Genomic DNA, 14,961 nt, shown 5'->3' with positions numbered 1-14,961 from the left:
CAAATTCTGTAAATCGATTTATTGATGATACGGGAGGAGTACAATGAACGAAGAGTCCAAACCCCTCGTGATCTGCGCGCCTGAGCCGCGCACTCTGGATCTCATTTTCACCCCGGATAGGCTCTCACAGCTTCGTCATCGTTACAAGCTTCTGGAAACCACGGAAGACGCGGTCGCCACGCTGGACGACGCCACGCTGGCGGAGGCCCGATACGTCCTCGGGCAGCCGCCCATCCCCGCCGAAACTCTGGCGAAGATGGAAAACCTGCGCGCGGTTCTGAACGTCGAGTCGAACCTGCTCGACAACATGCCCTACGACGAGGTCTTTCGCCGTGGCATCCACGTGCTGACCACCGGCGCGGTCTTTGCCGTGCCGGTCGCCGAACTGGGCCTTGCCCTTGCGCTCGACCTTGCCCGAGGCGTCGTGGGCGCCGACATGGACTTCCGGAACGGCTGCGAGGAGTGGGGCGGTGATGGCAATGCCAACGCCCGGCTGCTGACCGGCGCGGAGATTGGCATCATCGGCTTTGGAGATCTGGGCAAGGCGCTGAATCGCCTGCTTGCGGGCTTCCGGGCGCGGGTGCGGGTGTTCGACCCCTGGCTGCCGCCCTCGATCCTGGAGGATCACGGCGTGGAGCCGGCGAGCCTGGAAACCGTGCTGAGCTCTTCGGACTACGTCTTCGTCCTGGCGGCCGTGACCTCGGAGAACCGGGGATTCCTCGGCGCGGAGGCGTTCGAGAGGATGCGCAACGGCGCTGCCTTCATCCTGCTGTCGCGCGCGGACGTGGTGGATTTCGACGCGCTTCTGGATGCCGTTGAAGGCGGGCACATCGTTGCGGCGAGCGACGTCTTTCCGGAGGAGCCGATGCCGGCCGATCACCGGGTGCGCAGGCTCGACGGCTTCATCCGTTCCGCCCATCGCGCGGGTGCGATGGACGTGGCGTTCAAGCAGATGGGCGACATGGTTCTGGAAGACATGGACCTGATGGACCGTGGCCTGCCGCCTATGCGGTGCAAGCGCGCGGAGCGGGAGACGGCCAGCCGGATGCGCTCCCGGCCCGTGACCACCAACTGATCCCCCCGCGACCGGGGGCGGGGTGGCACGCCCCGCCCTGCCCCCGCGAGCGAGGATGTGCGGCGCGGGTCAGGCGAAGGAGAGCTGCACCTTGACGGCGGCCGACCGGTCGCCCGCGATGCCGAACGCCGCCTGCGCATCCGCCATATCGAAGCTCTGGGTCACGATCGGGCGGACATCGATGGACCGGCGGTTGATCTTGTCGACCGCCATGGCGAATTCCTCGTGGAAGCGGTGGGTGCCGCGCAGGGTGATCTCCTTGGCGACCAGCATGTTGATGGAGACGGGCACCTCGCCGGCCACGCCCACCTGAACGAGCGTGCCCTGCGGGCGGAGGCATTCGATGGCCGACCGGATCGCGGGGGCGGCGGCAGTGCATTCCAGACAGACGTCGAAATGGCCCTTGTCTGCGGCGAAGCGGTCCAGCGCGGCCGGATCGGTCGCGACATTGATGGTCTCGGTCGCGCCCATCTTGGCGGCCACGGAAAGCGGGAAGTCCTGCAGGTCGGTCACGACGATCTCCGCCGCGCCGGCCTCCGCCGCCAGCGCCGCGCAGAGCGCGCCGATGGGCCCCGCGCCGGTCACCAGCACGGCGCGCCCCGCCAGATCGCCGGCGCGCGATACCGCGTGGACGCAGACGGCCAGCGGCTCCGAACAGGCGGCCTCGGCCAGCGTCACATCAGGGGCGACCTTCACGCATTGGCTGGCGAGGTACGGCAGGCGGTCCCGGAACAGGCCCTGTTCGTGGGGCATCCGCATGGCGGAGCCTTTGAACCGCATGTTCAGGCAGTGAACGAACAGGCCCTCCTTGCAGTATTTGCACGTGCCGCAGGGGTGGCTCGGGTTCAGCGCCACCTTGTCGCCCACGGCCAGGCCCTCGAGGCCCTCGCCCAGCTCCAGAACCGTTCCCGCCGCCTCGTGGCCCAGGATGATCGGCTCCCGCACGCGGATAGTGCCGATGCCGCCGTCCTGAAAATAGTGGATGTCCGACCCGCAGATGCCGCCGGCGCCGACGCCGATCACCACCTCGCCCGGCCCCGGGGCGGCGAGCGGGATGGTTTCGATGTGGATGTCTCCTTGGCTGTGGAGGCGGCAGACACGGGTTTCCATGGCAGGGTCCTATGGCATGAGGATCGACGGCAGCCAGGTGGCCAGCGGCGACCAGAAGGAGACCGCGAGCAGCACGAGGATGTTCGTCAGAAGGAAGGGGAAGATGGCGCGCACCACCGGCGTCAGCGGCAGCTTCGCGATGCCCGCGCAGACGAAGAGGCACACGCCCACGGGCGGCGTGGTCAGTCCGATCATCAGGTTCAGCACGGCGAAGGTGGCGAAGTGGAGCGGCTCGATCCCGACGGCCTGCGCCAGCGACAGCAGTGGCACGAACAGGATGATGAGCGCGGCGATGGTCTCCATGAACATGCCGACGAAGAGGAGCAGCAGGTTGATGATGAGGATCACCATGATCCGGTTGTCGGTGAGCGCCAGCACCGCGTTGGCGATGGCCTGCGGGATGCGCTCGGACACGAGGATCCAGCCAAAGACGTTCGCGAAGCCGACGAGCGACAGGATCGCGGCGGAGGAGATGGCGCTCTCCACCAACACCCGCGGCACCTCCCGCACGGGAAGTTCGCGATAGACGAAGGCCCCGACGATGAACGCATAGACGGAGGCGACGACGGCCGTTTCCGTCGGCGTCGCCAGCCCGCTCAGCAGGCCGTAGATGATCAGCCCCGTCATCGCCAGCGCCCAGAAGGCGTCGCCAAGCGCGCGGAGAACTTCGCCGAAGCCCTGCCAGCTCTGGCGGGGGAAATTCTTGCGCACGGAGATGACGTAGCACGTCACCATCATCGCCAGCCCCATCAGGATGCCCGGCACCGCGCCGGCCATGAACATCTTGCCGACCGAGATCCCCGACAGGGCGCCGACGATGATCATCGGCACGGAGGGCGGGATGATGGGGCCGACGGTGGAGGACGCGGCCGTAACAGCGGCCGAGAAATCAGTGGGATAGCCGGCTTTCTTCATGCCCGGGATCATCACGCCGCCAATGGAGGCCGCATCGGCCACCGCGGTTCCCGTGATCCCGCCGAAGAGCATGGAGGCGGCGATGTTGGTCAGCCCCAGCCCGCCGCGAATCCATCCCACCAGCGCATTGGCGAAGCGGATGATGCGGTTGGTGATCCCGCCCCGGTTCATCAGGTTGCCGGCAAGGATGAAGCCGGGGATCGACAGCAGGACGAAGACGTCCATCCCGGCATAGATCTTTTGCGGCATGACGACGAGCGGGATGCCGGAGAGCAGCAGGTAGACCAGCGAGGACAGCGCCAGCGTCACCGCAACCGGAACCCCGATGATGAGCCCGCCGATGAAGACGGCGAAGAGGACGAAGACTTCCATCGCGTCACGCTTCCTCTTGAGATTTGAGCGGCAGCCCGTCCGACCGGCCGGAAAGCATGTTGACCACCCGCAGCGCCGCGAAGACGAACAGCAGCGCCAGCAGCAGCGTGACCGTGAAATGGACCGCGTCCATCCTGAGGCCCAATGCCGGGGAGGTCTGCATCTTGCCGATGGAGGTGAATTTCCACGCGTGGGGGATGAGCACCAGCGCCACGGCGGCGGTCAGGAGAGCGGAGATCAGGCGGAGCACCCAAGGCGCGCGCCCTGGCAGGCTCTCGCAGATGACGTCCACGTTGACGAGGTCCCCGCTGCGAAAGGACAGCCCGACGCCGAAGGCGGCGAGGTAGAGCAGCGAAAAGCGCGTCAGTTCTTCCGTCCAGACGGGCGAGGAGCCGGCGGTGCGGCCGACAACCTGTATCAGGACGACGACGATGAGGATCGCGAAGGACAGGCCGACACCGACCTTGCAGATCGCCGAAATGATATTGGTCAGCCGTTCCAGCGTTTTCATGGGGGAGTCTCCGGGGGGTGGCCGGCGCCGCACCATGGCGCCGCCGGCCTGTTTCAGGAGTGGTGGTGGTTATTCGCTGAACAGGTTCTCGACGTAGGGCTTGATCTCGTCGCTGACGTTGGCGAGCACCGCGTCCTTCGCCTGGGCGGCAAAGGCGGGGCCGTCGACCTCGACGAAGGTCATGCCGTTCTCTTCCAGATAGGCACGGTCCGCTGCCAGGCTTTCCTCGAACAGCCCGCGCTCGTAGTCCTGCGCGGTCGCGGCCGCTTCCATGACTGCCGCCTGATCCTCTTCCGAGAGCTTGTTCCAGGTCTGCTCGGCGATGGTCAGGTAGATCCAGGAGCGGACGTGCTCGGTCATGTTCACGTGGCTCTGCACCTCGTTGAAGTTGGCCGAGCGGATGAGGGCAAGCGGGTTCTCCTGCGCGTCGATGGTGCCGTTCTGCAGCGAGGTGAAGACCTCGGAGAAGGCCATGGGCGTCGGCTGGGCGCCGAGCGCCTTCCAGACATCGACGAAGAGCGGCACGTTCGGCACGCGCATCTTCAGGCCGTCGAGATCGTCCGGGCTCTCGATCGGGCGGTTCGAGGTCAGGTCGCGCGGCCCGCGGGCGAAATAGGCGATGGGCCGGATCTGGACCTTTTCGATGATCTGCGCCTCGATCTCGTCGCCGATCTCGCCGCTGGCGGTCTCGTCCATGTGCTCCAGCGACTTGTAGGCATAGGGAACCGCCAGAAGCGCGGCCATGGGCGCCCAGTTCTGCAGGCTCTCGCCGGTGATCGTCATGTCCACGGTGCCAAGCTGCATGCCGTTGATCAGGTCGATCTCCTTGCCGAGCGACTCGTTGGGATAGACCTCGACCTCGATCCGTCCGTCGGTGAGCCGGGAGAGTTCCTCCCCGAACTTGACCGAGGCGAGATGCCAGGGGTTTTCCTCGTTGGCGAGGTGGCCGAGCTTCAACGTCATGTCGGCGGCGAAGGCCGCGCTCGACAGGGCCGTGGTGGCTAGGCCGGCCGCGACCAGCGCGGCAAAGGTTTTCTTGAGTGTCATCTGGTCCTCCTCTGTGATGACTGGTGTCAGCGTAACATCAATCCGGCGGCGGCGTGGTGAATGCATCCGGATGGGCGCGCATGATGTCGGGCAGGTCGCTCAGGACCTCCCGCAAGTGACGCCGGATCGCCTGTTCGGCGGCGGCGGTGTCGCCGGCCTCGATGGCATCGACGATTTTGGCGTGTTGTTCGATCAGCCTGTCGTGCGGAAACATCTCGAAGCTGAGGTAACGGACCCGATCCATCTGGGACTTCAGCCCGCTGATGAGATACCAGACGGACTTCTTCCCTGCCCCGTCGGCCAGCGCTTCGTGGAACGCCTCGTCGGCGGCGATGAACTGGCTCGGACTGCGCACCGCGATTGCCCGCTGGTAGCCGATGAGTTCCCGGAGCCGCGCGACCAGGCCCGTATCGGGCGCGGTGGCGAGCAGGCGGACGATATCGGCCTCGATCGCCTCCCGCACGAAACGGATGTCCAGCACGGCGGCACAGTCGATCTTGCGCACCACGGTGCTGCGCTGCGGGCGGATCTCGATCAGGCGTTCTTCGGCAAGCTTGATGAAGGCTTCGCGCACCGGCTGGCGGCTGATTGCGTAGGACTTCGCCACCTCGGCCTCGGAGATGTGGGCGCCGGGCTTCAGGTCGTTCCGGACGATGCGGGCGCGCAGGATTCCGTGCAACTGCGGGCCGATCGGCGCGGACTGATCCAGTTGCATGTCGCCCCACCCTGCTGCGCTCTTCCCCTGCATCGATCTATCCACCATACTTCCATACTAGTCAAGCATTTGCCCCGGTGCTATGACACGAAGAACCACGGTGCGGGCGTGCCTGCGCCGGGATTCGCTTCAAGGGGGGATGCAAGATGCGGCAGACGTGGCGGTGGTTCGGACCCAAGGACCTGGTATCGATCGACGATGTCCGTCAGGCAGGGGCCGAGGGGATCGTTTCCGCGCTCCACCACATTCCCACCGGCGCCATCTGGTCCCCAGAGGAGATCGAGGCCCGCAAGGCGCAGATCGGGACCCTGTCCAGCGGCGCGCCCTCCACCCTGACGTGGGACGTGGTCGAAAGCCTCCCCGTCTCCGAGGACATCAAGAAGCAGACGAACGACTGGCGGGAGCATCTCGACAACTACCGCACCAGCATGCGCAACCTTGCCGCCGCCGGCGTCGAGGTGATCTGCTACAACTTCATGCCGGTGCTGGACTGGACGCGGACGGACCTCGCCTACCGGCTGCCCACGGGCGCGACCTGCATGCGGTTCGATCTGGCGGACTTCGCGGCCTTCGACCTGCACGTGCTGGAGCGCAAGGGCGCGGAGGACGACTTCCCGGAGGACGTCCGCGCCGAGGCCGCCGAGCGGTTCGCCCGGATGGACGACGACCAGCGCGCCGCGCTTGCCCGCAACGTCGTGTTCGGCCTGCCGGGGGCGGCGGAGTCCTTCACGCTGGAGGATGTGCGCCACCACCTGCACGAATACAGCGTCATCGGCGAGGACCGTCTGCGCAGCCATCTTGTCGATTTTCTCTCGGAAGTGGCACCGCTGGCGCAGGAGCTTGGGCTGCGTCTCTGCTGCCACCCCGACGACCCGCCGTTCCCGCTGCTCGGCCTGCCCCGGATCATGTCCACCGAGGCGGATTACACATGGCTGGTGGAGTCGGTGGACCTGCCCGCCAACGGCATCACGCTCTGCTCCGGCTCCCTCGGCGCCCGCCCGGACAACGATCTGCCGGGGATGATGGAACGGCTGGGCGACCGGGTGCACTTCCTGCACCTGCGCAACGTCACCCGCGAAACCGACGGCATCCCCTGCTCCTTCCACGAGGCGGAGCACCTTGGCGGCGGCACCGACATGGTCGCGCTGGTCAAGGCCGCGCTGGCCGAAGAGGCGCGCCGCAAGGCCGCGGGCCGGGCCGACTCGTCCATCCCCTTCCGCCCAGACCACGGGCAGGACATTCTTGACGACCAGAAGCGGCAGGCACAGCCGGGCTATCCTGCCATTGGGCGGCTCAAGGGCCTCGCGGAACTCCGCGGGATCGTTGCCGCCGTCTCCCACACCGCCGCCTGACGACGGCCGGCCCCGCCTGAGCCGGGGCCGGAGCGAGGTGCGCCATGTCGCTCGAAGACCGTTACCCCTCGATCCCCTACCTCGCCGCGAAGGCGCGCCAGCGGGCACCGTTCTTTGCGTGGGAGTATTTGGCGAGCGGCACCGGGCACGAGACGCTGGTCCAGCGAAACCGTGACGCGCTGAATGCCGTCGAGCTGGTCCCGCGCGTCCTGCGCGGCCGCTTCACGCCCGACCTGACCACCGAGATCTTCGGGCGGACCTATTCCGTCCCCTTCGGCGCGGGGCCGGTGGGCCTCTCCGGCCTGATGTGGCCGAAGACGGAGATTTTCCTGGCCGAGACCGCGGCGCGCAAGGCCATGCCCTACGCGCTGAGCACCACCGCCAACGAGGCGCCCGAGGTCATCGGCCCGCTGGCCGGCGGCAACGGCTGGTTCCAGCTTTATACGCCGATCGACCCCGAGATCCGCGCCGACATGCTGAAACGTGCCGCCGACAGCGGGTTTTCCGTGCTGGTCGTCACGGTGGACGTCCCCGTCGGCAGCCGCCGGGAGCGGCAGCTCGTGGCTGGCGTCTCCGTGCCGCCGAAGTTCACGCCCAAAACCCTCTTTCGCGCCGCCATCCGCCCGGCTTGGTCCATCGCAACGCTCCGCCACGGCATTCCGAAGTTCCGCACACTGGAGAAGTACTTCGACAGCACGTCCTTCTCAGGCGCCGCCCGGCTCGTGGGCAAGGTCGTGGACGGGCGGCCGGACTGGGAAATGGTGCGCCAGATGCGGGACGCCTGGGACGGTCCGTTCGTCATTAAAGGGATTCTTTCGCCCGAGGATGCCCGCCGCGCGGTGGAGGTCGGCGCCGACGGCATCGTCGTTTCCAACCACGGCGGCCGGCAGTTCGACGCCGCCCCACCGACGATCCGAGTCCTGCCGGAGATCGCCGCAGCCGTCAGGGGCGAGACAAAGATCCTCTTCGACAGCGGCATCGAAAGCGGCGTCGACATCCTGCGCGCGCTCAGCCTCGGCGCCGATTTCTGCCTGCTGGGGCGGGCGTTCCTCTATGGCACGGCCGCGCTCGGGGCGCGGGGCGGCGATCATGTCTACGACATTCTGCGCGCCGACGTGGAAACAAACATGATCCAGCTCGGCGCCCGCTCCATCGGCGAGCTAGCCCCGACCGCCGATTGAAACCGGCCTAAGGCGTTAGCTGGAGGCCGAAGCTGCCGGTTCTGTCCTGAAAGCGGAGGCCCGGAACGAGCGCCCGCCTCAGGTTCTCCGCGTCATTGCGCGCGCGGCTTCTCCGAGGATGACAACCCCGGCGGCCCCGATGAACCCAGCGGCCCACATGTTGAGGCGGCGGAGGGAGGTGGAGCGCCCAAGGACCGCACGTGCACGGTCCGCCAGGATCGCATAGGGGATCAGGGTCGCGCCGAGCACCGCGACCGTCACGAGGCAGAGGACAGCCCATTGGCTGACGCCAATCGTCTTCAGGTCAACAACCGTTGGCACCAACGCCAGGTAGAAGATGATCGTCTTGGGATTGCTCATGGTGATCGTGTATCCGGCAACCGTCGCGGCCAGCCCGGACGTGCCGTCGGATTTGGTGATGGTCGTAGCCGCCGCGTCGCTCGTCCATATCCGGTAGGCGAGGTAGACGAGATACGCCCCTCCGGCGATCTTGAGCAGGATGAACGCCCCGGCGAAGGTTTGCGCGACAACGGCGAGCCCCGCCACGGCAAAGGTCAGATAGGTCAGATCGCCGAGCGCGAGCCCGATCAGAAAGAAGACCGACGCGCGCATCCCTCCGGCGAGGGATTGCCCGACGAGGGCCGCGACTCCGGGTCCGGGGATAATCGCCGCGATGGCCAGGGCGGCGGCGTAGGCGAGCAAGGGGGCAGTAAATTCCATTGGGAGTATCCTGGGGCAACATCGCCCGCACGGCTGACGCGCAGGCCCGGCACAGCGAACAGCCGGGCGGCATCCACCGCCCGGTCAGAGTCTCTAAGTTTCCGTCGAAACGGGCAGAACGACGTGAGGGCTGCCCTCAGCGGCGCCAGAGATACGTCGCGATCGCTCCCCCCACGAGCGCGGCCGAGAGCACCAGCATGGCCGTTTCGGAGCCGTGCGGGTGCAGGTGCGCGCCCTCATGAGCGGCGGCCGGAAGGGCGGCAAGCAGGGCGGGAACGGCAAAAGCAAGTTTCTTCATTGGTCGATCTCCTTTTTTCGCAACGAGAGGAAGTCGCGGATGTCCAGCACGGACTTCTCGTCCATCGAGACATAGACCAGCGACATGTTTGTGCGCTCCCGGACCATTTCGCCCGGGAACGGCAGGTAACTGAGTTCGCGCGAGCCAAAGCTCGGGCTGGCGGTGCCGACCTGCCAGTCGGTCTTCAGCTCCACGTCCACCAGCTTCAGCGCCTTCGCCCCGCCCTTGCCGGGCCGCTCGAAGGGCACGCCGGCCAGCCGCAGGTAGCTCGCCTTGTCGGCGGCCTGCACGAAGCCGTCGATGAACTGCGCCGTCAGCACCTGAAGGTCGGCGGCTGCGTCGGCGTCGTGGAGGTGGCTGTGCAGGTGGTCGGCGTCGGCATGGTTGTGCCCCATGCCGTGCGCGTGATGATGGTGCCCGTGGGCGTGATCATGTGGCATTGGACCACCTCTTGCCTTCGAACTCTCCGTGCGGGATCGTCACCGGCTTGTCAATGTGGGCACGGTGCTTGCCGAGGGTGCCGTTTGCCACCATCGCCCCCAGCACGTCGACGATCACGCGGGTGCCCATGAGCGCGGTGATCTCCGACGTGTCATAGGGCGGCGCGACCTCGACCAGTTCCATGCCGCATATACCCTCCGCAGCGACCTTGGAGGCCAACGCCAGCGCCTCCCGCGGCAGGAAGCCACCGGGCTCGGGCCAGCCGGTGCCGGGAACGAAGCCGCAGTCGATGCTGTCGATGTCGAAGGACATGTAGACCATATCCACGCCGTCCCACGCCATCTCCAGCGCCATTTCGGCGGTCTTGTCGACGCCCATCCGCTCCATATCCGACATGGTGATGATGTTGGTCTCGCGCTCCCGCGCCACCTTCACCGCCTCCCGCGGGACCTGCCAGCCGCCGATGCCCACCTGCACCAGGTTCTTCGCCGGCACGTTGGGCATGTTGGTGGCGTGGAACCACGGCGTGGTGTGCATGCGCTCGTCGAGGTCCTTCTCCTGGATGTCGGCGTGGCGGTCGAAGTGGACGATGCCGATCTTCTTCGACGTGCATTCGGCGATCCCGCGCACGCAGGGGAAGCCAATGGAGTGATCGCCGCCGATCATGATCGGGAGCGACCCGCTGGAGAATACGTGCGAGACCGCGCGGCTGATCTGGTCGAAGCTCTTTTCCAGGTTGGCAGGGATCGTGAACACGTCGCCCGCGTCGCAGAGCGTCATCTGCTCCCGCAGGTCCACCCCGATCTCGTAGTTGTAGGGCGTGTAGAGCGCGGAGATCTTGCGCACCCCCTGCGGCCCGAACCGCGTGCCCGCGCGATAGGTGGTGCCGCCGTCGAACGGGATGCCCAGCACCGTGGCGTCGTAGTGCTGCACCTCCAGCACGTCCTCCGCATAGGGCGCCTTGAGGAAGGTGTTGATCCCGGCGTAGTGCGGCAGCTCCCCGCGCGCAAAGGTGGGGATGGACTTGTCCTCGATGGACTCCGCCCCCGTCAGCCCCATGCGCAGCGCCCAGCGGCGCTCCTCGTCCCAGCGGCTGCCGGGCAGGTCGGCCTCCTTCTGCATCGCCTTCCAGCCCTGAAGCTGGCTGAGGTCGGGATGGTGGGCGCGTCTCTGCCGCGCCGTATGCGCCGCGCGGGCGTCCGACGGGTGATGCGACCGTGTACGCTCAGGCCGATACCGGAACATGCGTCTTCTCCTTGATAGTCTGAAAGGGGATGCCCTCGTCCCGGGCATCGAAATCATAGGTGATGGTGGCGCCGTAGGCGCCGGGGTCGTGCGGGTCCCACCGGGGCTTGTCGAAGACCAGCACCCGGTCCCCAAGCTTGAAGCCCTCCGTCAGGTCATGGGTGACCATGAACACGGTCATCTTCGTGCGCGCCCGCAGTTCGGTGAGGAAATCGTGCATCGCCAGCCGCGTGCCGGGGTCCAGCGCGCCGAACGGCTCGTCCAGAAGCAGGATGCGCGGCTGGGCGGTGAGCGCCTGCCCAATGGCGAGGCGCTGCTGCATCCCGCCCGAGAGCGTGGCGGGGTAATTGTCCGCCACGTGGCTGAGGCCGATCCGGGCGAGAGTCTCGTCCGCCCGCTCCCGCGCCCCGCGCAGCCGTTTCCCGAAGAACCAGCCGGAGCGGGTGCCGAAGCTCTCCGCGGCGACGATGTTGTCGCGCACGGTCATGTGCGGAAAGACCGAGTAGCGCTGGAACACGACGCCGCGCTCCTGGTTCGGCTCCATGGCCCGGTGCCCCTGCTCGATCCGGATCGCTCCGCGCGACGGCAATTCGTCGGCCAGCAGCAGCCGCAGGAAGGTGGACTTGCCGCAGCCCGAGGCCCCGACGATGGAGATGAACTCCCCCTCCTCCACGTCGACATTCACCCGCTCCAGGATCGGGCGGCCGTCATAGCTCTTCCAGACGTCGCGAACGGTGACGAAGCTCATGGGCGTCCTCCGGAATTGGCGGTCGGGCAGTGAAATATCATGCTCGGTGGGGCACCCACGCCCGGGACCGGAACCTGATGTGCCATCGCAGAGCGGAGTGCCGCGACCGACCCTGGGAGGGCGCTGGACCACGCTTGTGGCAGGCGCTTTATTCCAATGCCCCGGACGAGGGCTGTTCGGCATGCGACATCGCCAGTGCGCCCTCCCGAGGGGAGGGTCGGGCGCGGCCCGGATTGGTCACCCGGGCCAGACATCCGGCCAGCGCGCTCTGAAACCCCGCCCCCCGTCACAGCCCCGCCCCCATCCACGGAAACGCCTTGCCGGACAGCCGTTTCAGCGCCCAGTCGATGACGAAGGCCAGAAAGGTGATCCAGAGCACGTAGGTCAGGATCACGTCCATCGCGAGGTAGCGCCGCACCAGGAAGATCCGGTAGCCGAGCCCCACGTCCGCCGCCACCGCCTCCGCCGCGATGAGGAACAGCCAGGCCGAGCCCAGCGCCAGCCGGATGGCCGAGATGAGCCGGGGCAGGATTTGCGGCAACACGACGCGGAGCGCGATCACCAGCGTCGAGGCCCCCAGCGTCTGCGCCTTCACGATCTCCTCGTGCGGGATGTCGAGCACCCGCTGCGACAGGTCCCGCGTCAGGAACGGCGTGATGCCGATCACGATGAGCACCACCTTGGAGACCTCCCCCAGCCCGAAGACGATGAAGAGGATCGGCAGCAGCGCCAGCGGCGGCACCATGGAAATCACCGCGACGAAGCCCGAGAGCAAGCGCCGGGCATAGGGCAAAAGGCCGATCAGCACCCCGAGCGACAGCGAAATCGCCGCCGCGATCCCCACCCCGAGCGCCAGCCGACGCAGGCTGGCGCCGGTGTCGGCCCAGAGCAGGATCCTGCCGGACCGCTTGTCGGGCTCGGTGAAGAGCCGCACGGCCGTGTCCCAGATGGTCGACGGGGCGGGCAGCAGCTTGTCCTGCGGGTTGGCGGCCAGCCGCAGGTCCGAACCGATCATGTAAGCGATCACGATCAGCACGAATGGCAGGGCCGCAAGCAGCACGGCCACCGGCCGCGACGGGCGTCGGTTGATGAGGCGCATCTCGGCTCCTTTCGAGCCGCCCGGCAGCGAGGCCGGGCAGTCGGGGTCAGAGGCTGCCGTCCGCGGCCATCTTCATGTAGGTGGTGTCGTAGCGGAACTGCACGTTGGCCTCGTCGCCGCTGGTCGAACCGTCCGGATAGGCGACGCCGACGAAATCGGCACTCGGCGCGTTGACGCCCAGAATGCCCTTGTCGAACAGGAACTCCGCAACATTGGTCATCGTGGCGGGCAGGTCCGCGCTCTCCGCCTGCGCCACGGCCTCGGCGGGGTCATAGAACATCGCGGTCTTGTCGAGCTGCGCCTTGTAGCCTTCCAGGTCGGTCCCCGCCGCCGAGGCCATGGCGCCCAGCGCCTCCGCGTCGCCCGCCGCCATCAGGCCCATGACCTCGTACCACGCGCCCACCATCGCCTTGCCGAAGTCGGGATTGTCGGCCAGCGTCTGGGTGTTGACGACCATCAGGTCCAGGATCTCGCCGGGGATCTTCGAGCTGTCGAATACGCTCGTCGCATCCGGGTTGGACGACAGGATCTCCGACACCAGTGGGTTCCAGGTGACCACCGCCTCGACCTCTGGCGCTGCGAAGGCCGCGATCATGTCCGCGTCGGAGGTGTTGACCACGCCGCCCAGATCCGCCTCGGCCAGGCCCACGCTGTCGAGCGCCCGCGCCAGCAGGTAGTGGGAGACCGACAGTTCCACCAGGTTCACCGGCTTGCCCGCCAGATCCTCGACCGTGCCCTCGCCCTTCAGGATCACCGCGTCGTTGCCGTTGGAATAGTCGCCGATGATCAGTGCGGTGGTATCCACCCCGCCGCCAGAGGGGATCGACAGCGTGTCCATGTTGGTCGCCGACACGCCGTCGAACTCACCCGCCGTGTACTGGTTGATCGACTCGACGTAGTCGTTGATCTGCACGATCTCGACCGTGATGCCGTATTTCTCGGCCCATTTGTCCATGATGCCGGAGTCCGACAGGTACCCCCACGGCATCCAGCCGGCATAGATCGACCAGGCGACCTTGAAATCGGTTTTCTCCTCGGCGGCTGCCGGGCCCAGCGTGGCGGCGATCAGGCCCAGCGACAGGGCCGTGGCGGACAGAAGCTTCGGTCTGGTCATTGTCTTCCCCGTTGTGGCGTTCCGCAAATCTGGTTGAGGTCAGCCCGCTGGCGGAACAAGAGATGAAGGCGCGGGCGTGACCTGCGCAGTAATCTCCCGGGATTTTGGCCCGCCGTGTGCCCCTGCGGAATTTGCCCCAGGGGTGGCACTTCTCGGACCTGGCCTGCCGGATCGCCCGGCAGCGGAACCCTAAGCACCCTGCCCCTTGACTGGAGACAAAGGCCGCCGCCCGCGTCAACGGCAAACGGGTCCGTGACGCACCGTAAACGTCAACTGCCCGCAATCCAGACGGCATCGCCCAACATGCGGGCAGGAAATCAACGCCCTCGCAGACAGACGGGTGCTCAGACGTGGGACTTCACCTCGCGGATCGCGGACCCGGCGGCCCGGTTGAGCCGGTCCTTCAGGGCATAGCGGCGGTCGTTCTGGCGATAGATGCTCTGGGCCAGCGCGACGAAGCGCTCGCCGAAGTCCTCGCCGGCCTCGCACGCCCGGATACGCTCCTCGGCCTCCCAGAGCGTCTCGTTCACCGCGCGAAGCTCGCGCTTGATCTCGTCGAAACCGTCAGGACGCGGAAGGCCATCCAGCACCTCCCGCAGCAGGGACAACTCGGCAAGCGCCAGTGCGCTCTTTTGCGGGTCCCCGATCTGGTCGCACTTGATCTCCAGGATGGTGATCTTGTCCACCAGTTCACCGAAGGAAACGGGAATACTGACGCGCACGGGACCTCCCTGTCGTGCTTCACATGTCGGCAGCCGCCGCGACCGCGTCCGTCCGCCATCCAGGCCATATCCCTGCCACCGCATCCGGCACGACGCAAGGTCGGGGGCCGCCCCTCTGCCCCGTGCGTCCGCACGGGCGGCCTGTGCGGTCCCACTGCCGCTCGGCCTCAACGTGCGCGACGGCGGTGATGGCGTTTGTCGGGAGGGAGACATCGTCGAAAGGCGACCACCCGCGCGTAAGGAATGCCCGCAGATACATCAACCCTTCTGACCTATGCGATTTCGGAATGCTGGCA

16 protein-coding genes and 1 riboswitch are annotated in these 14,961 nt (G+C 66.9%); of the genes, 3 read left to right on the top strand and 13 right to left on the bottom strand.

Annotated features, from left to right (window positions below; translation table 11 throughout):
- Nucleotides 1–43 precede the first annotated feature (43 nt).
- The gene (locus BM075_RS10045) at nt 44–1,075 is read left to right on the top strand and encodes a hydroxyacid dehydrogenase (protein ID WP_093360542.1); all 1,032 of its coding nucleotides are present in this window, start codon (nt 44–46) and stop codon (nt 1,073–1,075) included.
- Between the two features lie 69 nt (nt 1,076–1,144).
- Here the strand turns inward: BM075_RS10045 and BM075_RS10040 are convergent, their stop codons facing one another.
- From BM075_RS10040 to BM075_RS10020, 5 genes are all read right to left on the bottom strand, one after another.
- Nucleotides 1,145–2,185 (bottom strand): L-idonate 5-dehydrogenase, encoded by a 1,041-nt coding sequence (locus BM075_RS10040; protein WP_093360541.1) that lies wholly within the window; start codon nt 2,183–2,185, stop codon nt 1,145–1,147.
- A 9-nt stretch (nt 2,186–2,194) separates the two neighbouring features.
- Nucleotides 2,195–3,472, bottom strand: a complete 1,278-nt coding sequence (locus BM075_RS10035; protein ID WP_093360540.1) for a TRAP transporter large permease — start codon at nt 3,470–3,472, stop codon at nt 2,195–2,197.
- Between the two features lie 4 nt (nt 3,473–3,476).
- Nucleotides 3,477–3,983, bottom strand: coding sequence for a TRAP transporter small permease (locus tag BM075_RS10030; protein WP_177208310.1), 507 nt, complete (start codon nt 3,981–3,983; stop codon nt 3,477–3,479).
- 69 nt (nt 3,984–4,052) lie between these two features.
- Entirely contained in the window at nt 4,053–5,030 is a 978-nt protein-coding gene (locus BM075_RS10025) for a TRAP transporter substrate-binding protein (RefSeq protein WP_093360539.1), read from the bottom strand.
- Between the two features lie 37 nt (nt 5,031–5,067).
- A complete protein-coding gene (locus BM075_RS10020; RefSeq protein WP_093360538.1) occupies nt 5,068–5,778 on the bottom strand; it encodes a GntR family transcriptional regulator in 711 nt (236 codons plus the stop codon).
- A gap of 113 nt (nt 5,779–5,891) precedes the next feature.
- Between BM075_RS10020 and uxuA the strand changes: the two genes are divergently transcribed.
- Nucleotides 5,892–7,097, top strand: coding sequence for a mannonate dehydratase (uxuA, locus tag BM075_RS10015; protein WP_093360537.1), 1,206 nt, complete (start codon nt 5,892–5,894; stop codon nt 7,095–7,097).
- 44 nt (nt 7,098–7,141) lie between these two features.
- A complete protein-coding gene (locus BM075_RS10010; protein ID WP_093360536.1) occupies nt 7,142–8,278 on the top strand; it encodes an alpha-hydroxy acid oxidase in 1,137 nt (378 codons plus the stop codon).
- A 78-nt stretch (nt 8,279–8,356) separates the two neighbouring features.
- Here BM075_RS10010 and BM075_RS10005 read toward each other — a convergent pair whose 3' ends face one another.
- From BM075_RS10005 to BM075_RS09975, 8 genes are all read right to left on the bottom strand, one after another.
- Nucleotides 8,357–8,998 carry a LysE family translocator gene (locus BM075_RS10005; RefSeq protein WP_093360535.1) on the bottom strand — a complete coding sequence of 214 codons (642 nt, stop codon included), beginning with the start codon at nt 8,996–8,998 and terminating at the stop codon, nt 8,357–8,359.
- Between the two features lie 136 nt (nt 8,999–9,134).
- Nucleotides 9,135–9,296: a peptidase M23 gene (locus tag BM075_RS24150; RefSeq protein ID WP_143089855.1), complete on the bottom strand. Its 162-nt coding sequence runs from the start codon at nt 9,294–9,296 to the stop codon at nt 9,135–9,137.
- Nucleotides 9,293–9,736, bottom strand: coding sequence for a hypothetical protein (locus tag BM075_RS10000; protein WP_093360534.1), 444 nt, complete (start codon nt 9,734–9,736; stop codon nt 9,293–9,295). Before BM075_RS10000 ends, BM075_RS24150 begins: the two co-directional genes overlap by 4 nt.
- Nucleotides 9,726–10,982: an agmatinase family protein gene (locus BM075_RS09995; RefSeq protein ID WP_093360533.1), complete on the bottom strand. Its 1,257-nt coding sequence runs from the start codon at nt 10,980–10,982 to the stop codon at nt 9,726–9,728. Before BM075_RS09995 ends, BM075_RS10000 begins: the two co-directional genes overlap by 11 nt.
- Nucleotides 10,963–11,730 carry an ATP-binding cassette domain-containing protein gene (locus BM075_RS09990; RefSeq protein ID WP_093360532.1) on the bottom strand — a complete coding sequence of 256 codons (768 nt, stop codon included), beginning with the start codon at nt 11,728–11,730 and terminating at the stop codon, nt 10,963–10,965. The genes BM075_RS09995 and BM075_RS09990 overlap by 20 nt, the downstream gene beginning before the upstream one ends.
- A 286-nt stretch (nt 11,731–12,016) precedes the next feature.
- Complete coding sequence (locus BM075_RS09985) at nt 12,017–12,829, bottom strand: ABC transporter permease (RefSeq protein ID WP_093360531.1); 813 nt, start codon at nt 12,827–12,829, stop codon at nt 12,017–12,019.
- 46 nt (nt 12,830–12,875) lie between these two features.
- Complete coding sequence (locus BM075_RS09980) at nt 12,876–13,943, bottom strand: putative urea ABC transporter substrate-binding protein (protein ID WP_093360530.1); 1,068 nt, start codon at nt 13,941–13,943, stop codon at nt 12,876–12,878.
- 91 nt (nt 13,944–14,034) lie between these two features.
- Nucleotides 14,035–14,147, bottom strand: a riboswitch (guanidine-I (ykkC/yxkD leader).
- 140 nt (nt 14,148–14,287) lie between these two features.
- Nucleotides 14,288–14,665: a hypothetical protein gene (locus BM075_RS09975; protein ID WP_245758808.1), complete on the bottom strand. Its 378-nt coding sequence runs from the start codon at nt 14,663–14,665 to the stop codon at nt 14,288–14,290.
- Nucleotides 14,666–14,961: the final 296 nt, after the last annotated feature.

This window comes from Tropicimonas isoalkanivorans (assembly GCF_900112335.1).
Taxonomy (GTDB): Bacteria; Pseudomonadota; Alphaproteobacteria; order Rhodobacterales; family Rhodobacteraceae; genus Tropicimonas; species Tropicimonas isoalkanivorans.
This window is presented reverse-complemented; position numbering and strand designations above follow the sequence as displayed.